The sequence below is a fragment of the Pseudomonas savastanoi genome, assembly GCF_020917325.1.
Lineage (GTDB): Bacteria > Pseudomonadota > Gammaproteobacteria > Pseudomonadales > Pseudomonadaceae > Aquipseudomonas > Aquipseudomonas amygdali.
On record NZ_CP076652.1, the window covers coordinates 112,531 to 133,414 of the forward strand.

18 protein-coding genes and 1 pseudogene are annotated in these 20,884 nt (G+C 58.9%); 16 read left to right on the plus strand and 3 right to left on the minus strand.

Annotated features, from left to right (window positions below):
* Positions 1–196 precede the first annotated feature (196 nt).
* The 4 genes from KP808_RS00515 to KP808_RS00535 all read left to right on the plus strand — a co-directional run bounded on the left by KP808_RS00515 (position 197) and on the right by KP808_RS00535 (position 3,722).
* Complete coding sequence (locus KP808_RS00515) at positions 197–601, plus strand: hypothetical protein (RefSeq protein ID WP_230017250.1); 405 nt, start codon at positions 197–199, stop codon at positions 599–601.
* 318 nt (positions 602–919) lie between these two features.
* Entirely contained in the window at positions 920–2,467 is a 1,548-nt protein-coding gene (locus KP808_RS00520) for a M10 family metallopeptidase C-terminal domain-containing protein (RefSeq protein ID WP_268257617.1), read from the plus strand.
* A gap of 441 nt (positions 2,468–2,908) precedes the next feature.
* Positions 2,909–3,274: a histone-like nucleoid-structuring protein, MvaT/MvaU family gene (locus tag KP808_RS00530; RefSeq protein WP_057403422.1), complete on the plus strand. Its 366-nt coding sequence runs from the start codon at positions 2,909–2,911 to the stop codon at positions 3,272–3,274.
* A 148-nt stretch (positions 3,275–3,422) separates the two neighbouring features.
* On the plus strand, positions 3,423–3,722 hold the full coding sequence (locus tag KP808_RS00535) for a hypothetical protein (protein WP_002555839.1): 300 nt from the start codon (positions 3,423–3,425) through the stop codon (positions 3,720–3,722).
* Between the two features lie 127 nt (positions 3,723–3,849).
* Here the strand turns inward: KP808_RS00535 and KP808_RS00540 are convergent, their stop codons facing one another.
* Positions 3,850–4,737, minus strand: coding sequence for an SDR family oxidoreductase (locus KP808_RS00540; RefSeq protein WP_230017251.1), 888 nt, complete (start codon positions 4,735–4,737; stop codon positions 3,850–3,852).
* Between the two features lie 97 nt (positions 4,738–4,834).
* Between KP808_RS00540 and KP808_RS00545 the strand changes: the two genes are divergently transcribed.
* The 3 genes and pseudogenes from KP808_RS00545 to KP808_RS00555 all read left to right on the plus strand — a co-directional run.
* Positions 4,835–5,656, plus strand: coding sequence for a helix-turn-helix transcriptional regulator (locus KP808_RS00545; protein WP_230017252.1), 822 nt, complete (start codon positions 4,835–4,837; stop codon positions 5,654–5,656).
* A gap of 283 nt (positions 5,657–5,939) precedes the next feature.
* Positions 5,940–6,614, plus strand: coding sequence for an HAD family hydrolase (locus KP808_RS00550; RefSeq protein WP_005745756.1), 675 nt, complete (start codon positions 5,940–5,942; stop codon positions 6,612–6,614).
* 9 nt (positions 6,615–6,623) lie between these two features.
* Positions 6,624–6,791, plus strand: a pseudogene (locus KP808_RS00555) (DUF4411 family protein); the annotation flags it as partial.
* Here the strand turns inward: KP808_RS00555 and KP808_RS00560 are convergent.
* Together KP808_RS00560 and KP808_RS00565 are read right to left on the minus strand one after the other, a co-directional pair.
* On the minus strand, positions 6,716–6,964 hold the full coding sequence (locus KP808_RS00560) for a hypothetical protein (RefSeq protein WP_230017253.1): 249 nt from the start codon (positions 6,962–6,964) through the stop codon (positions 6,716–6,718). The pseudogene KP808_RS00555 and the gene KP808_RS00560 sit on opposite strands and share 76 nt — an antisense overlap.
* A gap of 83 nt (positions 6,965–7,047) precedes the next feature.
* Entirely contained in the window at positions 7,048–7,518 is a 471-nt protein-coding gene (locus tag KP808_RS00565; RefSeq protein ID WP_002555835.1) for an Lrp/AsnC family transcriptional regulator, read from the minus strand.
* A gap of 424 nt (positions 7,519–7,942) precedes the next feature.
* On the opposite strand from KP808_RS00565, the gene KP808_RS00570 reads away from it, so the two are divergent.
* The 9 genes from KP808_RS00570 (at position 7,943) to KP808_RS00610 (ending at position 20,876) form a co-directional block, all read left to right on the plus strand.
* A complete protein-coding gene (locus tag KP808_RS00570) occupies positions 7,943–9,097 on the plus strand; it encodes a cysteine desulfurase family protein (RefSeq protein ID WP_230017254.1) in 1,155 nt (384 codons plus the stop codon).
* A gap of 1,166 nt (positions 9,098–10,263) precedes the next feature.
* A complete protein-coding gene (locus KP808_RS00575; protein WP_456107275.1) occupies positions 10,264–11,085 on the plus strand; it encodes an energy transducer TonB in 822 nt (273 codons plus the stop codon).
* A 74-nt stretch (positions 11,086–11,159) separates the two neighbouring features.
* Positions 11,160–11,846, plus strand: coding sequence for a MotA/TolQ/ExbB proton channel family protein (locus tag KP808_RS00580; protein WP_003435083.1), 687 nt, complete (start codon positions 11,160–11,162; stop codon positions 11,844–11,846).
* Positions 11,846–12,247 (plus strand): ExbD/TolR family protein, encoded by a 402-nt coding sequence (locus KP808_RS00585; protein WP_002555939.1) that lies wholly within the window; start codon positions 11,846–11,848, stop codon positions 12,245–12,247. The genes KP808_RS00580 and KP808_RS00585 overlap by 1 nt, the downstream gene beginning before the upstream one ends.
* Positions 12,248–12,346: 99 nt before the next feature.
* Entirely contained in the window at positions 12,347–15,172 is a 2,826-nt protein-coding gene (locus KP808_RS00590) for a TonB-dependent receptor (RefSeq protein ID WP_230017256.1), read from the plus strand.
* A gap of 144 nt (positions 15,173–15,316) precedes the next feature.
* Complete coding sequence (locus KP808_RS00595) at positions 15,317–17,200, plus strand: extracellular solute-binding protein (RefSeq protein WP_230017257.1); 1,884 nt, start codon at positions 15,317–15,319, stop codon at positions 17,198–17,200.
* 1 nt (position 17,201) lies between these two features.
* Positions 17,202–18,269: a microcin C ABC transporter permease YejB gene (locus KP808_RS00600; protein ID WP_003367615.1), complete on the plus strand. Its 1,068-nt coding sequence runs from the start codon at positions 17,202–17,204 to the stop codon at positions 18,267–18,269.
* Entirely contained in the window at positions 18,269–19,291 is a 1,023-nt protein-coding gene (locus tag KP808_RS00605; protein ID WP_230017258.1) for an ABC transporter permease, read from the plus strand. The genes KP808_RS00600 and KP808_RS00605 overlap by 1 nt, the downstream gene beginning before the upstream one ends.
* A 1-nt stretch (position 19,292) precedes the next feature.
* Positions 19,293–20,876 carry an ABC transporter ATP-binding protein gene (locus KP808_RS00610; RefSeq protein WP_044324527.1) on the plus strand — a complete coding sequence of 528 codons (1,584 nt, stop codon included), beginning with the start codon at positions 19,293–19,295 and terminating at the stop codon, positions 20,874–20,876.
* Positions 20,877–20,884 lie beyond the last annotated feature (8 nt).

Sequence of the window (20,884 nt, forward strand, 5' to 3'; positions counted from 1 at the left end):
CGCATACCCGGCCTGTCATTCGTGGCAGATCGTTATCGACCAGAAGCAACCCTCCGCGAACAGAAGCCTTTGACGACAACGCGTCACTCGCGCACGCTGTTTTTCCCCTATTTATTTACTAGGCTTCTGTATGTCATCCGCGACCGTAGTACTGATCGACGCTTGGCCACAGCCAAGCACGTCGCCCGACCCCGTCGTGTTCGCCACGGACACTCAGCTATGTTTACGGTATTGCACCGATGGGGAAGAGATAGCTGTAATCCATTTTCCTCTGGTAAAAAAATTTCAGTTTGGCTCACCAAACGATGAAGCGTTGGGCGGCCATCCGCTTATTGGGCTTGGCCTCAAGCATTACCAAATTCATCGGATAGATAATTCGCCTTGGCTAGCAGAGCTTGAGCAGAGAAACGCCATCCATCCACGACACGATGAACGGCTGTTCATAAAAGATGCTGTCCATTATGTCTTCACGTTTCAGGACTCTACCTTGGAATGCATCGTCATTGAGGGGCCGTTCTGGCATCCAAAAGTACACGTCTTTACCTCGGAGCAGGAGGCAAAGGATGGCTGGCGCGAATTAATAAATGACCTGGACGCATGAACCGAATGTGTCGAAAGCAGCTGCAGCAAACGGTAGGTTTCGACAGATGCATTTTCTCAATCACGGCGCTCTGAAGGGCTTTCAGCGGTTATTGCCTGCACTTCAGCGATAAGCCCTGACACTTGGCTCAGTCAGCAACAATCCATTCCTTGCTCAGCCCCTCACCCAAACTAAAACTAACGGCTGCCGCGCAACGATGTACATCAACCCCGCCGCTTATAACCCCTTCGTCGGATAAGGCCCATTGCTATCAACGAGACGGCATTACTGGCGTCATACCCCACTCCCAGTGGACCAACTGCAAGTAAGGAGCACGGCATGACCCAGGTATTCAACATCAAGGACGCCACCAACCCTACGGCGCTTGGGAATTTGCAGGTCAAAAGCGCCAGTAGCCAGGCCAGCAATAACCCGATTGAACTCATCGTGCAGGGTACTCCTGGCAACGACTACATACGTGGTGGGCTGGCCAATGAACTGCTGATGGGTGGGGGCGGCAACGACCAGCTAGTCAGCGGGGGTGGCAACGATGTGATGGTCTCCAGTGCCGGATACGACGGTATGGACGGCGGCGCCGGTAATGATGTATTCCGCTTCGACCGCATCGGCGACAGCTATATCAATGGCGGAGGCGAGCACACCGATTCCATCAGCCATTTTGACCCCGCCCACGATACACTCGACGTGTCGGCCCTGGGCTATAGCCGTTTAGGCGATGGCTATGGCGATACCTTGCACATCCGTAGCGAGCCTCTGCGCGGCATTTACTTTTTGGAAAGCTACGAGCGAGACGGTAATGGTAAACATTTTGCCGTGCAGTTCCTGGCCAATAGCGGCCTTATTACCGATGCCAACTTCCAGCCGCTGATCAACGGCACTTCGCACAACGATCTGCTCGAAGGCACAGACGCCAGCGAATCCCTGAAAGCCGGCGCTGGCCGCGACAACGTCGAAGCGGGTGCGGGCAATGATCGGCTGTTCGGTGGCTCCGGCGGCGACACTCTGAGCGGCGGCGCGGGTGCCGACAGCTTCGTGTATACCCGGCTCAGCGACAGCTACCGCAACGATGCCAGTGGCAGCTACAGCAGCCGCGACCTGATCACCGACTTCAGTGGCAACGGCCATGACATGATCGACGTGTCCGCCTTGGGCTTCACCGGGCTGGGTAACGGCTACAACGGTACGCTGAAGGTGGTCCTCAACCTGGCCGGCGATGCCACCGCGCTTAAATCATTAGAGGCCGATGCCAACGGTAACCGCTTTGAAATTCTGCTCAGTGGCAACCATGTCAATGAACTCAACGCCAGCACTGTGCTGTTCGCCCCGCCCAGTGATGCGACGGTTGTGACCACTCCGCAGCCGATTACCTCGGTGAGTCTGGTAGGTGGTGACAAGTCCGACATCCTTTATGGTTACTGGGGCAACGATACCCTCGTCGGTGGCGCCGGAAACGACACCCTCGAGGGTAACGCCGGTGACGATGTGCTGACCGGTGGGGTGGGCGCGGACAAGCTCACCGGCGGCACAGGCAACGACCGTTTCGTGTTCACTAGCAGCGCCGACAGCCATGCGGGCAGCAGCGACCTGATCACTGATTTCATCTGGGGCCAGGACAAGCTCGACGTCGCTGCGCTCGGCGTAACCGGTTTTGGCAACGGCCGCGACGGCACCTTGAGCATGACCTACGATGAAAACACCGACCGTACCTACCTGCGCAGTAGCGAGCCAGGCGCCGATGGGCATGCGTTCCAGGTCACGCTAGCAGGGTTTGACTACACGCGAGAGCTCACCAACGCCGACCTGGTGGTTGCCGATACGGCAGACGTGGCGCTCGTGGGTCAAACCGCCGTCGACCTCGCGAGCTGATATCACCTGAACAGCTAGCGTGTGGGCTCCCTTCCCACCTTTAGTTGCCTGGACGCCTACAAGGCGGGAACAGTGAGCGGTATTGATGCTCACTGCTCCTGCATTTTCAACGCGACCAGGCCTGGTTCGCTGTCAAAGCGCTCGCCTTCCGCTCTTGCTTTTCGCTGGCGCGCAGTCAATAGATGGAGTCGCCGTTTTATTGCGTCAGGAAATAGGCCAATCAAAACTTTCCACTGGCTTGCAGAACAGATGGGCAAAAACCGCTGTTAATTCTGTGCGCGAAAAACCGCATTTTTGAAAATAACCGGAAGCCCGGGCAATCCGGCTTATGACGTTACTCCGACTTGTTAAAGGCCAACCGACCTGCGGAAAATAGGCTGAACTTGTAACGGGCACTATCTCTCTCAATAACTACGCACACCTGTTTATGAGGAAAATACCATGTCCAAACTCGCAGAATACCGTCAGCTGGAAAAACACCTCGCCGAGCAACTTCAGGCACTGGAGACCATGAAAGGCAACGAGGGCCTGAAGAAAGAGATCGAGTTCGAAACCAAGCTGCGCAAGCTGCTTGAGCACTATGGCTTCAGCCTCAAGCACATCGTCAATCTGCTGGACCCACAGAACTCGTCGCGTCGCCAGGTCGCGGATAAACCTGCGGGCACGCGCAAACCACGTGAGCTCAAGGTGTACAAGAATCCGAAGACCGGTGAAGTGATCGAAACCAAAGGTGGGAATCACAGGGCCTTGAAGGAGTGGAAAGCAGAACACGGTTCTGATGTCGTCGAGAGTTGGCTGAAGAAATAAAGCCTTGCGCCATGCAACGGTTGATTGACCGGGGTCGGTCTGGAGCATCGGTTAATCACCGTTCGTGCAGTCGAACTGCCGATGTCGGGAACGACCCGCTGCGCCAGTACGTCAGACCTGCATCGACTCACTGAAAAGGTACAGCGCAATGGAAAAGACAATCACCGTGGACCAACTGGCTAAAACTGACCTCAGATCAGTTAAAGAGATATGGCTTGGTGATACCCATACTCAGCTATGTCTGTGGCGTGGCGAACAAGTCGTCACACACGACATGCTCAGCGAGGGTACCCACGATCAGAACAATAGTCGCCTGCACTTGCAACTGGTCAACCCTGACGACCGGGCTGCAGTGGCCAGCGTCGAGGCGCTCGTTCGTGAGCGGCTGGAAAGGATGGGAAGCAAGGGTGAGTTTTATCCCGCTGAGAATGCGGACACTCACCAGTAATCACGTTGATTACACGCGATTCTGTAGGGTCCTTGGACTGCGTTGCCAGACTGTAGATGTGTGACGCAGAGCGTCACAGAGCATTGGCATGATGATCATCTGCAATTGCAGAGTCTGTCTTCAGACACTATTCCTTCAAACAACCTTCCAAATCCTCAATCAAACCTGGCCCCTTGGGCTGCCAGTCCAAGCGTTCGCGTGTCTTGTGGCTCAGGCTGCTCATGTCCTTGGCCACAAATGTCGACAGCCAGCCAAAGTGTGCGGCAGCTTCATGGGCGGGCAAGGCCAACGTGGGCAGGCCGAGGTGTTCTCCGATGGTTTCGGCAATCAGGCGGAAGGTGATGCCTGATTCGGCAGTCGCGTGATAACGAGCCCCCGGCTGATGTTTCTCCAGGGCGAGGCGATACAGGCGCGCCGTGTCTTCAAGGTGCGCTGCGGACCACTGATTAAGGCCTTGGTCGATATAGGCCGAGCAGCCTTTCTCCTTGGCCTGTTTGATGACTTCGCTGACCAAGCCCTGTTTGACCGGGTTATGAATTTGCGAGAGGCGCATGACGACTATGTTGACGCCACGTTGCAACAGCGCCTGCCCGGCGAGTTCCGATGCGACGCGAGGGTTGGGATGGGCTGGGTCGAAGTAGTCCTCGTCTGCGGCCTGCCCAGGTGCTGAAGAGCCCATCGCCGTGCTGGAGGTGATAACCAGTGGTCGCTTTGAACCTGCCAGCGCAGAACCCAATGCGTCGATGACGCGAGCGTCTTTCTGGCAGTTGGCAACGAAGTGCGCGAAGTTGTGATCAAACGCCGTGTGAATCACCGCGTCGCACTTCTCCACGCCACGCTGAAGGCTGGACAGGTCCTCGATATCACCGCGATGCGGATCGGCTCCCATGGCAAGTAGAGCTCGATCCCCGGCTTCCGAACGTGTCAGCCCCACTACCTGATGGCCTGCGTTGATCAGTTCCCAAGTGACGCGAGTGCCAATAAAACCTGTGGCGCCGGTTATAAATACGCGCATAGTCAAATCTCTCTTTGCTGAAGTCGGCAGAGTGCGCGTAACGTTTATCCCGTAAAAGACGTGACGTTATCAGGGTATAAAAACCAACAGGATCATCATGGCCAACCCGCTGGGAACGTATTTGAAGGACTGTCGGGCGCGTCTGGACCCCGCGAGTCTGGGGCTTTCCACTACGCGTCGACGCACGCCAGGCTTGCGTCGGGAAGAAGTTGCCCAGCGCGCCAATATCAGCGCAACGTGGTACACGTGGCTGGAACAAGGACGCGGCGGCGCGCCGTCTGCTCAGGTTCTGGACCGGATCGCGCAAAGCCTCCTGATGACCGAGCCCGAGCGGCAACACCTGTTCATGCTCGCTTTTGGTCATCTGCCCGAAGTGGTCTACAGCGCGCCCGAGGGCGTATCGCCACGCTTGCAGCGTATTCTGGATACGCTCGCGTTCAGCCCTGCTTTTATCAAGACCGCTACCTGGGATGTTCTGGCCTGGAACAACGCTGCTGCCGCCGTATTTACTGACTACAGCCTGCTGCCCGTAGAGCAGCGCAACATCCTGCGCCTGATGTTTTGCAATGCTGGCACGCGTGCAAAGCAGGACGATTGGCAGGCCGTCGCGCGCTTTATCGTCGCCGCATTCAGGGCCGACGCGACCCGTGCCGGAGCCGCCTCGGAACTCCGTGAACTCGCTGACGAACTCTGCACGCTCAGTGCTGATTTCGCTGCGTTGTGGCGCGACAACGATGTGCGTTTACAGGGCGAAGGTACCAAGCGCCTGCGGCATCCGGTTCATGGGCTGATTGAGCTGGAGTATTCGGGTTTCGCAGTGGATGGCCGGCCGGATCTATCGATGATTGTTTATAACCCGGTTACCCATGAGGACGCAGCGCGGGTTCAGGCGCTGGTGGAGGGTTACGTACAGCTTTAACGCGGCTGGAGAGTCTTCAAACCGACTGGAAAGCCATCAGGCTTTTCTGCTACCAGGCCGCCCTCCCGCCCGAAAGATCGAACCGCCATTCCATCACGTACTCGAAAGTGTGTGACCTCAAAAAACCAGCCCTTTCCCTCCATCTGGCAATTCCGTGTTCGAAGCCCCGGTACAGCCCTCGCTTCATTGATGAACGCCACATTCCGATACCGCCGATCAGGTGTCGACCACAGCGCTCCGGACCTCGCCAGATGGTCAACCCGAATTCAAAAAGAGTAACCCTATGAGACCGCAAACCTCCTTCATCTTCGACCTGGACGGCACGCTGACCGACAGCGTTTATCAAAACGTCGCCGCCTGGAAAGAAGCGCTGGATGCAGAAAATATCCCGCTTGCGATGTGGCGTATTCATCGCAAGATCGGCATGAGCGGCGGGCTGATGTTGAAGTCGTTGTCGCGCGAAACCGGCTTGGATATCAGTGAAGAACAAGCCGAACGACTCAGCGAAAAACACGCTCAGGCGTATGAGCGGCTACAGGGGCAGATCATTGCGCTGCCGGGCGCTGTCGAGCTGCTTGAGACGCTCAATAAGGAAAACCTCAAGTGGTGCATCGCCACGAGCGGCGGGATTGATACGGCGACGATCAATCTCAAGGCTCTGAAACTGGACATCAATGAGATCAACATCGTTACGCGCGATGACGTGAGCTACGGCAAGCCAGACCCGGATCTGTTCCTGGCGGCAGCGAAGAAGATAGGCGCACCGATTGAAGAGTGTCTGGTGATCGGCGATGCGATCTGGGACATGCTGGCGGCACGCCGCTGCAAAGCAACCGGCGTTGGCTTGCTGTCGGGTGGCTACGACATTGGCGAGCTTGAGCGTGCTGGCGCGTTAAGGGTTTATGAGGACCCGCTGGATCTTCTGAATCATCTGGACGAGATTGCTTCTCGGCCTTGAGTCGGCGTATTCATCATCCCCGACCTCTGTGAACAGCTCAATGTCCCTTACATGAACACGTTTGAGCTGTTACACCGCCTCAGCGCCATATTCGTGCTCCCTCAGCCCGGCAGAGTGCCGCCGCCCTCATCCGAGACGCTGTCGGCGTCGTCCACTTCCAGCTCACCTTCATCGTAAGTCTCGTCGTGTTCCGTACGCTTCTTCACCTCGTCGCCTTTTTTCGGGCCGACACCGGGTCTGTTCGCGTTCATGGCGAGGACCGGGTCTGCTTCGCGGTCGTATTGGCCAAGTTCCGGGCTGGCGGGGTCTTCTTTGGGCACGCTGTTTGTGAGTATGTGATCGGTTGTCATGTCAGCCACCTTTTTCGTTTGCCAAAGAAAGTGGACGTGGCATCGGGCTGAGGGTTCGATTCAATCGATGAGCGTGGCTGCGCTCAGCCGCCAAACGATGCGTATTGCAAGGGCAGGCCGGTGGTGAACTTGATCTGTTCCATGGCGAAGCTGGAGCTTACGTCGCTGATCCCGGGGATGCTGATCAGTTGTTTGTACACCGCGTCGTACCCTGCGATGTCAGCCACGACGATGCGCAGCATGTAGTCGGTGTCGCCTGCCATGCGGTAGCACTCGACCACTTCAGGCAGTTCGCCGACGGCAGCGTGGAACTGTTCGAGCCAGGCGGCGTTGTGCTGGTTGGTGCGGATGGCTGCAAAGACGCTGACCGACACGTTCAGACGTTGCGGATTGAGCAGGGCAACCCGGCGGTCGATGATGCCGGCTTCTTCCAGCTTCTGGATGCGTCGCCAGCACGCGGTGCTGCCCAGGCCGATGCGCTCGGCGATGTCCGCCACCGAGCGAGTGCAGTCGGTTTGCAGAATGTCGAGAATTGCCCGGTCGAATTTGTCCATTAGCGGTTTCCTGCGTTAGTCGCTCTACACTTATCGTGAGGAACGATGGGTGTCTGACTCCAATTCTGCGCCTCACACAGCATGACTATCGTGCCAATGCTCCGCGTTGGCATGCATTTCGTGACGCTCTGCGTCACCCAACGGTGCAGCCCCTTGCATCCCCGGATTGGACGCGGAGCGTCCAGAACTGCATTCCCACGCGGAGCGTGAGGAACGATGGTGTATGACTGCGATTCTGCGCCTGAAGCAGCATCCTAGAATTTTTAATCGTAAAAATCCAAGCCAAAGCGAATAATTTTTCGCTTTGGCTGCTGGTATACGTGCAAATATCAATAAATTTTCGCGTGCGCATCAGTAATCTTTCAAGCAATCGGCCTTGTACCGCCAGCCCTTGATTCTGACTCGATTACAAAGTGAATTGCCCATGACCACCTCTGCGCTCTACCTGGATTACGCCGCTACCACGCCTGTCGATGAACAGGTCATCGAAGCCATGGTTGCCTGTATGGGCCGCGAAGGTCATTTCGGCAATCCGGCATCCAGTGGGCATGGTTACGGGCAGGTTGCGCGGCAGGCTGTAGAGCAGGCACGGCGTCAGGTGGCTGATGCGGTGGGTGCGTCTACCGACACTATCGTCTGGACGTCCGGTGCCACGGAATCCAACAACCTGGCGATCAAGGGCATCGCTCACGACAGCAGCGCGCAGCGTCGGCACATCGTTACCAGTGTTCTGGAGCACAAAGCAGTGCTCGATACCGTCAGCACGCTGGAGCGTCAGGGCTTTCCCGTCACCTGGCTGAAACCGGACGCCCAGGGCCTGATCCAGCCGCAGGCGGTTCAGGCTGCCCTGCGCGAAGACACGCTGCTGGTATCACTGATGCTGGTGAACAACGAGCTGGGCACGCTGACCGATATCGCCAGCATTGGCGCCTTGGTGCGCGAGCACGGCGCGCTGTTTCATGTGGACGCTGCGCAGGGAGTCGGCAAGGTGAAGGTCGATCTGGCGAGTCTGGCCGTCGACCTGATGTCGTTCTCGGCGCACAAGGCCTACGGCCCCAAGGGCATTGGCGCGCTGTACGTGGGCCCACGCGCGCATTCGTTGCTGAAAGCGCAGATCCACGGCGGCGGACATGAAGGCGGCTTTCGTTCGGGCACACTGGCTACGCATCAGATCGTCGGCATGGGTACAGCCTTTGCGTTGGCGATCAGCCAGGCCGAAACTGAAAACCGCCGTATCGAAGAGCTGAGTCGCCACCTGCGCGAAGGCCTGTTGAGCCTGCCGGATGTGCAGCTCAACGGCTGTCCGCAACAACGCATCCCGCACACCCTGAACCTGTGCATAACCCGCAGTGGCTTCACCAGCTCGCAGCTATCCCACAGCCTGGCGTTGTCTTCTACATCCGCGTGCAACTCGGCCAGCAATGCACCCTCGCATGTGTTGCTCGCTCTGGGGATGGATTCAGCCAAGGCCCTGGCCAGCGTGCGTGTCAGCCTTGGCCGCTACACCACGCAGGCAGACGTCGAGCGTGCCATTGAGGTATTCAGCAAGGCGCTCAGCGCACCTGCTGCGTTCTGGTAATTTGCAACGCCTCTCAAGCCGCCCTTTCAGCGGGCGGCTTGCTGCCATTTCTTCCCTTCCCGCCAAAGCTGCTGCCTTGTAGCTCGCCACTTGCAGCGTGCCGCTAAATAAAATGTACCCCTTCAGATACAAAAAGACACAAATTGGCACAGTTCTTTCAAGTGGAACGGTCGTGCCATAAACCATTGGTGCACGCTGCATTCAAGGGGTGCCTACACGCACCAAAGTGCAGTTAACGGACGCCAGAGCGTCCACAAACAGTGCAGGAGGGCAGACCACAAGTCTTTCTCCTCACCAGGAAAGGAATCTAGCCGTGCTCTATCAGTCTTGTGTCAGGCCACCGTTACGCTGGCTGCCTACCCTTGAGGCATTGCCTGCCTTGGGCGGTGCCTGCGCGTTATCCAGATCTGCTTGTTGTTTTTCGACGACCCTGCACGTCTGGACGTAAGTCATTTTGCGTGTGCCCTTGAATGTTCTGACGATTAATCAGGGCCTTGCAGAACTGTGCGCGCAATAAGGATAAACCCCCTGTTTTCTAATTAACGGGCAACCCACATATAAAGATTGTCCGACACTTTATTTTGAGTGGTTTCATTTGGCCATCATTTGTGCGATGGCTTTTGTTTCTTTAGCGGTGACTGATCATATAAACACGGACGCACACGGAGCAGCCCTTTATGAAGTGTTGAGTAACTAACGCACCAAGTTGATCCTCGTTACACAGTATTGGTGCATCCAGGAAAGTGACTAGTAGGTCACGAGTTTTGAACGCGTCTGGCACAGCAGAGGGTACGAATTTGTCTGCTGTTTTGTTTAAGGAGTCCTTCATTTGAATGCCTTCGAAGTCCATGAAATCGGGATTCGATAAATAGTTACATGAATGCGACACCGGCTCTTAATCAACGGTTCCTGCATGGGCTTTCTGGCACAGCGGTTGCAATGTAAGCATTCAGGAACATCGCTGTACGTCCCCGTACATGACGATAAGAAGCAAGGATCAGCAATGCCAGCGCCCTGATGTGACCCGCTTTTCCCTGTTTAAGCCTGCCGTGCGCAGGCACCGCGGTGCGCTGCATATAAACAGTGTGCAAGCCGCCCTCAGTCGAATATTCACAAAAATATTCGGACGGATTTTTATTGCCCTTTAACTACCCGAGGGAGCGTTAATGAATGATGCGGTAATAATGAAAGCGGTTCCCTCTCCTTCGCCCGATGACACTTCGACGGCGTGGCAGGGCATTCCTTTCAGCGCCAATACGTCACGACCGGGTGGCCTTAACAAGCCACAAGTAATGATGTTGATTGCTGCGTCAGTACTTATCCATGGTGTGATCTGGTGGTACATGCAAACTGCCCAGCCAGAGCTGCCGGAAGTTGCACCACAAGTTCCGGAAATGACTATTGAGCTGACCAGCCCGACACCTCCCGCTCCGGAACCGCCGCCGCCCGAGCCACCACCTCCGCCACCCCCGCCGCCGCCACCCGAGCCGGAACAACCGGTCGAGGACCCGGACGCGGTAGAGCCGCCGCCAAAACCGGTGGAGAAGCCGAAGGTCGAGAAGCCCAAGCCGGTCAAGAAAGTCGAGCCGGTGAAAAAGCCGACGCCACCTGCGCCAACGCCTGCTGCCGCGCCCAGCCCGCCTGCGCCGCCAGCACCTGCGCCTGCACCTCCGGCACCTGCCGCGCCACCGGCGCCAGCCAAGGAAAGCGCTGCCGTATCCGGGCTCGCCAGTCTGGGCAACCCGCCGCCGGAATACCCGGGGCTGGCCTTGCGCCGCAGTTGGGAAGGTCGCGTGATTTTGCGCATCAAGGTGCTGCCAAACGGCCGCGCTGGCGCTGTCGAGGTGACCAAATCCAGCGGCAAACCGGTATTGGACGAAGCAGCCGTTGAGGCCGTGCGCAACTGGAAGTTCATACCGGCCAAACGGGGTGACACGCCGATAGAAGGCTTCGCGACGCAGACCATCGACTTCAAGTTGCCGGAATGATCCGGCACCTGACAACCGACACTTCAATTATTAAAGCTGGTGAGGTTTAAACCATGAACGCATCGCTCTCTTCCATGATTGTCCCGGCCGTGCTCTGGGCATTGATTCTGTTTTCCGTATTGAGTTGGGCACTGTTGCTGATCAAGTCGGCGCAGTACGTGCGTCAGAAATCGCAGAACAAACAGTTCACCAAGGCGTTCTGGAGCGCGCCGGACCTGCTGACCGCCGCCGAGCACTCTGCACAATATCCTGGAGCGCTGGCGCGTATTGCCAACAGCGGCTTCGAAGCCATGGCGGTCGATGAGTCGCCGCGCACCACGCAACAACTGGCCCACACCATCAACCGCTCGGACCGTCTGGAGCGCAACCTGCGCCAGCAGATACAAAAAGAGCGTCGCGCACTGGAAAGTGGTCAGGCAATTCTCGCCAGTATCGGCAGCACCGCGCCCTTCATCGGCCTGTTCGGTACGGTCTGGGGGATCATGGAAGCACTGCAAAGCATCGGTGTGACCGGCTCGGCCAGCCTCGAAGCGGTCGCCGGTCCTATCGGCCATGCGCTGGTCGCCACCGGTGTGGGTATCGCCGTCGCGGTGCCTGCGGTGCTGATCTACAACTTCTTCCTGCGCCGCCTCAAGCTCGCTGTGGCCGACATGGATGACTTCGCCCACGACTTCGACGCCCTCGCCCAGCGCAGCGCCTTCGCGGTCACCCGTCAGCCCATCGCCAGCAAGAATGGCCACGCCGTTCGGGAGGCCAGCTAATGTCTTTCTCCACCCAGGACAGCGATGAAGTACTCAGCGAAATGAACGTCACGCCGCTGGTGGACGTGATGCTCGTGCTGCTGGTGGTGTTCATCGTCACCACGCCGCTGATGACCAACGCGATCAAGGTCAACCTGCCCAAGACCGACGCGGTCGCCCCTGCCGAGAAGAAAAACCCGGTGGTGGTCAGCGTCGATCAGGACGGCAAGTTCTACCTCGCCAAATCGGAAATCGCCCCGGAACTGCTGGAAAAAAGCCTGCAGGACGAAAAGGCCAAGGATCCGGAAATCCGCGTCCAGTTGCAGGCCGATACCGCCGTGAATTATGGCCAGGTGGCCAAGGCCATGGCGTCCATCGAGCGTTCGGGCATTACGAAGATATCCGTCATGACGGCGAAATGACCCTCAGGTGATTTGACGGCTTCGCCGCGCGAAGCCGTTTGACCCGACCCCCGTAAATGCGGTTGTCCGTGGGCTGAAAAGCCTCTGGAGGGGAGCGGCTTGCTGGAAAAAGAAGAAGTGGAACTCCCGCTCGGCACAACCGCGTCGGGAACAGAGGGCTCACAAGGCCATTTCAATAACGTCTGGACCAAGTCGGAACTAACCATGCTGATGAATCTTCCCGGTTGCACCCTCAAACCACTGGCCCTCGCGGTCCGGCGTCATCCACGTGCCCTGCTTTGTGCATTGGCCATGGGCATGAGCGGTGCTCAGGCGGCAGACGCCGTCGACGCGGACACAAGCGGCTCGGCCGTGTCCACCAGCGCAGCGGTTGTGCCTGCCACGACCCAGCTGCAACGTGTAGAAGTGACCGGTTCGGCGATCCGCCGGGTCGATGCCGAAACCGCAGTGCCAATTACCATCCTGCGCGCTGACGACCTGAAGAAACAGGGCGTGACCACCACCCAGGAAATGGTCCAGCGCATCACTGGCAGCCAGTCGATCAACAACAGTGCAGGCTCGGTCGGCGCCGGAACAGGTGGTGCCTCGTTTGCCGATATGCGCGGCATCGGCGCCAACAAGACGCTGGTACTGCTCAACGGCCGCCGTCTGGCCAATAACGCACTGTCGGGTGTGGGCACGCCCAACGGCAGCGCCATCGACCTGAACATGATCCCTTTTGCCGCCATCGACCGTGTGGAAGTATTGCGTGACGGCGCCTCGGCGCTATACGGCACTGACGCCATTGGCGGTGTGATCAACTTCATCACCAAAAAATCCCTGACCGACGGCAGCCTGACCCTGGGTGGAGAAACCCCGACCGCCAGCGGCGGCGGTGCCACCAAGGACATGAGCGCCAGTTGGGGCTTTGGTGATCTGGAGCAAGACCGCTTCAACGTCATGGGTGTCTTCAACTACAACAAGCAGCAAAACCTGGACGCCAACGACCGCTCGTTTGCCAGAGATTACGTGCCAGGGCGCGGGCTCAATCAGACCTCCGGTACGGCCTATCCCGGCAATTACTTCCAGGGTGACAACTCTGCCAACCCGCTGGGCAGAAACTGCGGCGGCCCTAACCTGATCGCCAGCAACGGCATCTGCCGGTTCAGCACCCGTGAATACATCGACCTGATCCCGCAAACCGAAAAGACCTCGTTTTTTGGCAAGGCCACCGGCAAGCTTGCAGACGATCATAACGTCAGCCTCGAATACTTCTGGGCTCGTAACAACAACCATACCGATATCGGGCCTGCGCCCCTTACCGGCCTGTCTCTGGACTCATCGTCGCCTTTTTATCCCGGCAACGGCATCACTCCGGCACCGACCGACTTTACTCTCGACCCGACCCAACCGATCAGCACAGCCTGGCGAGAAACCGCAGCCGGGCCACGCGGGTCCAGCGACCAGAACACCAGCCAGCGTTTTCTGCTGAACTTCGACGGCCTGGTGGGCGGCTGGGACTACAACGTAGGTGCTTCTTACAACCAGAACAAAGTCCTGTCATCGCTCACCAACGGTTATGTCAGTGACGCTGCAATGCTCAACGGCCTGGCCAATGGCACCCTTAACCCGTTCGGCCCGCAAACCACTGCCGGTCAGGCACTGATCGATGCCAACGAATATCACGGCCAGTACTCCAGCGCTGTGGGCCGGGTTGCCGGGCTCGATGCGCGCATCAGCCGGGAAATCGGCGACTGGTTCGGTGCAGGCCCTGCGGGTCTGGCGTTGGGCGGCGAATACCGCAAAGAGAAAATGCATCAGCAGTACGAAGCCTACGTCAACGACATCAGCAGCCTGGGCGCAGATGCCGCCGGTAGCGTCGAAGGCGACAGGAGCGTCAAGGCGGAATACGCCGAACTGAACGTGCCCGTGCTGGACAGCCTTGAACTGACCGCCGCCGTCCGTCACGACAAATACAGCGACTTCGGCAGCACCACCAACCCGAAATACTCGTTCCGCTACCAGCCGTTCAAGCAACTGGTGGTCCGCGGTGCCTACAGCGAAGGTTTCCGCGCGCCGTCGCTTTACGAGCTGTATGCCCCGCGCAGTACGACTTTCACCCAGGGCTATTACAACGACCCGGTTCTGTGTGCCGGTGGCGTCGTTCAGCCGGGTGGTAACGCCGGTCGTGATTGCCAGCAGCAGTTCCTCAACAATGGTGGAGGCAACACCGAACTGGCCCCGGAAAAAGCCCGCAACATGACCCTGGGCTTCGTCTATCAGCCGGTCAACAACCTGTCGATGGGCCTGGATTTCTGGTGGATTCACATTTCCAACCAGATCCAGGCGTTCCCCGAGTCGACTGTGTTTGATGATCCGAACACCTACGCCGACCGCTACGTGCGCGCTGCTGATGGTTCGATTGCCAATATCGTTACCGGCAACGCCAACCTGGGTATCGTCAAGACCAGCGGCGTCGACGTAACGCTCGACTATCGCTTTCCGAACACACCTTACGGCCAGTTCGGTCTGGGCATGACCGGCACCTACGTCACCCGTTATGACTTCCAGAACATCATCGACGGCCCGTACACCGACAAGGTCGGCGACTTCCAGGGCGACGGCGTGATTTCGCGTTGGAAACACGTGCTGACCGGCACCTGGGCACTGGGCGATACCCGCGCTTCCATCACCAACCGCTTCACCAGCGGCTACAACGACTACGACCGCACCACCAATGCGCGGGTCGCATCGTATGCTTTGTGGGACATGTCGGTGGGTCATACCTTCGACAAGGTGCTGGATATCGACGCCGGTGTGCGCAACATGTTCGACCGCAACCCGCCGTTCTCCAACCAGGCCTACAACTTCCAGTCCGGCTACGACCCTCGTTACGCCGACCCGCTGGGCCGCACCCTGTTCGCACGCGCGACTTACCACTTCTGAGTGTGACGACGTGGCCCAAACACGCTCCTTGGGCCACGTCAGATTGCGAGCTCGCCCCCTCCGGCCCAGGTTTCATCCACCTTCCCCGGCCGGGGGCTTTTTCGCGACTCATCGTCATTCAGTGCGTACGAGGAAAGCCCCATCATGTTGCGTCATACCCGTTTTCTGCGGCGCCTGATTCTGGGTGTTGCGCTGTGCAGTTGCTGGCAGGTCGCTCAGGCCGCCCCGACTCACGCCTTGACCGTCTATGGCGAGGCACCGAAATACCCGGCTGGCTTCCAGCACTTTGACTACGTCAACCCGAACGCCCCCAAAGGCGGTTCACTAAGCCGCTCAGCGGAAGAAATCGGCCAGTTCAATTACCTCAATCCCTACGTAGATCAGGGCATCAATGTGCGCGAGGTCGACAGCTGGGTGTACTCGCCGCTGGCCTATCGCTCGCTGGATGAGCCGTACACGGTGTATGGCCTGATCGCGGAAAAGATGGAGATGGACCCGAACGGTCTGTGGATTCGTTTTTTCCTCAACCCCAAGGCGCGCTTCGAGGACGGCAAGCCCGTCACCGCCGAAGACGTGCGCTACACCTTCGAGCTGATGACCACCAAGGCCAGCTTCAGCTATCGCCCCATGTTCGCCGACGTCAAACAGGTGACCATCGAGGGGCCGCTACAGATTCGCTTCGACTTCAAGAACAACCTCAACCGCATGCTGGCGCTGGATATTGCCAGCCTGCACATTCTGCCCGAGCACTGGTGGAAGACCCGCGACTTCGCCAACGGCGGCGGTTTCGAGCCGCCGCTGGGCAACGGGCCCTACCGGGTCGCCAAGGTCGATGCCGGACGCAGCGTGGTCTTTGAACGGGTCAAGGACTGGTGGGGCAAGGACCTGCCGGTCAGCCGTGGCCTGTACAACTTCGACACGCTCACCGTGAACTACTACGGCGACATCGAAATCGCCCGCCAACTGCTGCAAGCCGGGATGTTCGACTACAACCGCGAGTTCTCCTCTTCAGGCTTCGTGGTCGGCTACAGCGGCCCGGCGATTGACGACGGGCGCCTGCAAAAGCGCATCCTCGCACCGCAACGTCCGGTCGCCGCGCAGGGCTTTGTGTTCAATCTGGACAAACCCATGTTCAAGGACCGCCGCGTGCGCGAGGCGCTGTCGTTGCTGTGGGATTTCGACTGGATCAATCGTCGAGTCATGCGCAATTTCTACGTGCGCGAACAAAGCTATTTCCCGAAAAGCGACATGGCCGCCACCGAGCTGCCGACCCCGGCCGAGCTGAAAATTCTTGAACCCTTGCGCGGCCAGGTGCCGGACGAGGTGTTCACCACGGTGTATCAGCCGCCGAAAACCGACGGCAGCGGTTACATCCGTGACAAGCAGCTGCAGGCCCTCAAGCTACTCGCTGAAGCGGGCTGGCACCCGAAGGACAACAAGCTGGTGAACGCCGCTGGCGAGCCGATGGTGTTCAGCTTTCTCGATGGTCAGGGCGGTTTCGATCGCCTGATTCTGCCCTTCAAACGCACCTTGGCGCAGATCGGTATCACCCTGGATTTTTTGCGCATCGATTCGGCGCAGTACATCAACCGGCTCAATGCGCGGGACTACGACATGATCGTGGTCAGCCTGCCGAAAAACGGTAACCCGATCATTTCCCCTGGCCGTGAGCTGTACAACCTGTATGGCTCGCAAAGCGCCACCGAAGTGGGCAGCTCCAACGCCATGGTGCTGCGCAATCCTGCGGTGGACACGCTGATCGACGGGCTGGTGAGCGCCAATACGCGTAACGATATGGTGCTCTACGCGCGGGCGCTGGACCGGGTCCTGCAATGGGGCTACTACATGATTCCCAACTACTACTCCAAGGGCACGCCACTGGTGTTCGCCAACCGTTTCGGCATGCCTGATGTGGCACCTACCTATGACGTTGGTCTGGAAACCTGGTGGCAGATCAGCCCGACCCCGCTGACCAACGCTCAGGCCGCCGCACTGACCGGCAAGCCCGCCGCTGCCAAGGAGTATTGAGATGCTGGCTTATGTGATTCGACGCCTGCTGCTGATCATTCCCACGCTGCTGGCCATTTTGATCGTCAACTTCCTGATCGTGCAGGCCGCTCCCGGCGGACCGGTCGAGCAGGCCATCGCGCGCATTCAGGGTTTCAGCCCCAATGGCGTTGGTGGCGGTGGTGGCGAAGTAGCCGCAAGCGGCACCGCTAGCCGCAGCACGCGCGGGCTGGACCCGGCGCTGATCGAGCAGATCAAGGAACATTACGGTTTCGACAAACCGATGCACGAACGACTCTGGCTGATGCTCAAGAATTACGCACAGCTGGACTTCGGCACCAGCTTCTTCCGCGGCGCGCCGGTCACCGAACTGATTGCCCAGAAGCTTCCGGTGTCGCTGTCACTCGGGCTTTGGGCGACGCTGATCACCTACCTGATTTCCATCCCGCTGGGCATTCGCAAAGCCGTGCGGCATGGCAGCGCGTTCGATGTCTGGAGCAGCACGCTGGTAATCATCGGCTACGCCACGCCCGCGTTTCTGTTCGCCATTCTGCTGATCGTGGTGTTTGCCGGAGGCAGTTACCTGAGCTGGTTTCCGGCGCAGGGGCTGTTCTCGGACAACTTCGACAGCCTGAGCACCTGGGGCAAGGTGAAGGACTATCTGTGGCACCTGGTGTTGCCAGTCAGCTCGCTGGTAATCGGCGGCTTCGCCACGCTGACCATCCTCACCAAGAACAGCTTCCTCAACGAAATCAGCCGTCAATACGTGGTCACGGCGCGCGCCAAGGGCCTGACCGAGCATCGCGTGCTGTACGGCCATGTGTTTCGCAACGCCATGCTGCTGGTCATCGCGGGTATTCCGCAGGCCTTGATCGAAGTGTTTTTCGCCGGCTCGCTGCTGATCGAAACCATCTTCGGCCTCGATGGCCTGGGGCGCATGAGTTACGAGGCGGCGGTCTCGCGGGACTACCCCATCGTGTTCGGCACGCTGTTTCTGTTCACGCTGTTCGGCCTGCTGATCAAACTGATCGGTGACCTGTGTTACACGCTGGTCGACCCACGCATCGACTTTTCCGCGAGGAGCGCCTGATGTTCGAGTTCTCTCCCCAGACCCGGCGCCGCTTCGACCTGTTCAAGGCCAACCGGCGTGGTTGGTGGTCGCTGTGGATCTTCATCGGCCTGATGCTGGTCTGCCTGTGCGGCGAGCTGATCGCCAACGACAAGCCGCTGCTGGTCAGCTACGACGGGCAGATGTATTACCCGGTATTGCGCACCTACATGGAAACCGATTTCGGCGGCGAACTGCCCTTTGAGCCGGACTATTCAAGCGACTACGTGCGCAAGCTGATCGCCGCGAAAAACGGCTGGATGCTGTTCGCACCGATCCCGTTCAGCTACGACACCATCAACTATGACCTGGACGCGCCCTCGCCCAGCCCGCCCGACGGCACCAACTGGCTGGGCACTGACGAGCAGGCCCGTGACGTACTGGCGCGTGTGCTGTTCGGCGCGCGGATTTCCATCCTGTTCGCGCTGCAGCTGACCGCGATCAGCACGGTGATCGGCGTCTGTGCCGGGGCCATTCAGGGTTACTACGGCGGCATGACCGACCTGATCGGCCAGCGCATTCAGGAAATATGGTCGGGGTTGCCGGTGCTGTACCTGCTGATCATTCTGTCCGGCTTTGTGTCACCGAGTTTCTGGTGGTTGCTGGGGATCATGGCGCTGTTCTCCTGGCTGTCGCTGGTTGACGTGGTGCGTGCCGAGTTCCTGCGCGGGCGCAATCTGGAATACGTCAAAGCCGCCCGCGCACTGGGCCTGACCGATGCCGCGCTGATGTGGCGGCACATCCTGCCCAACGCGATGACCAGCACCCTGACGTACCTGCCGTTCATCATCACCGGCGCCATTGCCACGCTCACTGCGCTGGACTTTCTCGGCTTCGGCATGCCCGCAGGCAGCGCTTCGCTGGGCGAACTGATCGGCGAAGCCAAGCGCAACCTGCAAGCGCCGTGGCTGGGGCTGACCGCTTTCGTCGCGCTGGCCCTGATCCTTTCTCTGTTGGTGTTCATCGGCGAAGCCTGCCGCGACGCGTTTGATCCTCGGAGCTGACATGCAAGACAACCTGATTGAAATTCGCGACCTGCGGGTCGCCTTCAACGGCCACGAAGTGGTGCATGGCGTCAGCCTCGACATCCGCCGTGGCGAGTGCCTGGCGCTGGTCGGCGAATCCGGCTCTGGCAAGTCGGTCACTGCGCATTCGATTCTGCGTCTGTTGCCGGCCAAAACCGTCAGCACCCAGGGCTCGATTCGCTATGACGGGCTCGACTTGGTTACTGCCAGCGACAAGCAATTGCGCAGCCTGCGTGGTAACCGTGTGGCGATGATTTTTCAGGAGCCCATGAGTTCGCTGAACCCGCTGCACACGGTCGAAAAGCAGATCGGCGAAATTCTCGTCACTCACAAGGGCCTGAAAGGCAAGGCCGCGCTGAGTCGCACCCTGGAGCTGCTGGAACTGGTCGGCATTCGTGACCCGCTGTCACGCCTCAAGGCATATCCGCATCAACTGTCGGGTGGGCAGCGGCAGCGCATCATGATCGCCATGGCGCTGGCCAACGAGCCGGATCTGCTGATCGCCGACGAACCGACCACCGCACTGGATGTGACCGTGCAGGTGAAGATTCTGGAGTTGCTCAAGTCCCTTCAGCAGCGGCTCAACATGTCGTTGTTGCTGATCAGCCACGACCTCAATCTGGTGCGGCGCATCGCCCAGCGGGTCTGCGTGATGCGTGAGGGCGAGATCGTCGAACAGGCCGATTGCCAGGCCCTGTTCGATAATCCGCAGCATCCTTACAGTCGCTTGCTGATCAACGCCGAACCGGACGGCGAGCCGGTGCCGTCCACGCACAGCAACACGCTGTTGTCGGTGCAGGACCTGAAAGTCTGGTTCCCGCTGGGCAAAGCCTGGTTCAAGCGCGAGCCGCAGTATGTGAAGGCGGTGGATGGGGTGAGTTTCGAGCTGCTCAAGGGCAAGACGCTCGGGATTGTCGGCGAGTCCGGTTCGGGCAAGTCGACTCTGGGCCAGGCGATTTTGCGTCTTGTCGACTCAGAGGGCAGCATCCGTTTTGGCACCAAGGAGCTGAGCCTGCACAGCCAGCACCTGATGCGCCCGTTGCGTCGTCAGTTGCAGGTGGTGTTTCAGGACCCGTTCGGCAGTCTCAGCCCGCGCATGACCGTGGAGCAGATCATTGCCGAGGGGTTGGTGACGCACAATATCGGCACGCCGAAAGAGCGTGAGCAGACGGTGATCCGCGTGTTGCAGGAGGTCGGCCTGGACCCGGCAACCCGGCATCGTTACCCGCACGAATTTTCCGGTGGGCAACGCCAGCGCATTTCCATCGCCCGGGCATTGGTGCTTGAGCCGGATCTGATCCTGCTCGACGAGCCTACGTCAGCGCTCGACCGCACCGTGCAGAAACAGATCGTCGCCCTGCTGCGTGACCTGCAAATCCGTCATGGCCTGACGTACCTGTTCATCAGCCATGACCTGGCGGTTGTCCATGCACTGGCGCATGACCTGATTGTGATCAAGGACGGAAAGGTGGTCGAACAAGGTCCGTCCCGCGAGATCTTCGCCGCGCCGCAGCAGGCCTACACTCAGGAACTGCTGCGTTCTTCGGGGCTGGTGTTTGCCTGAGCCCGAAA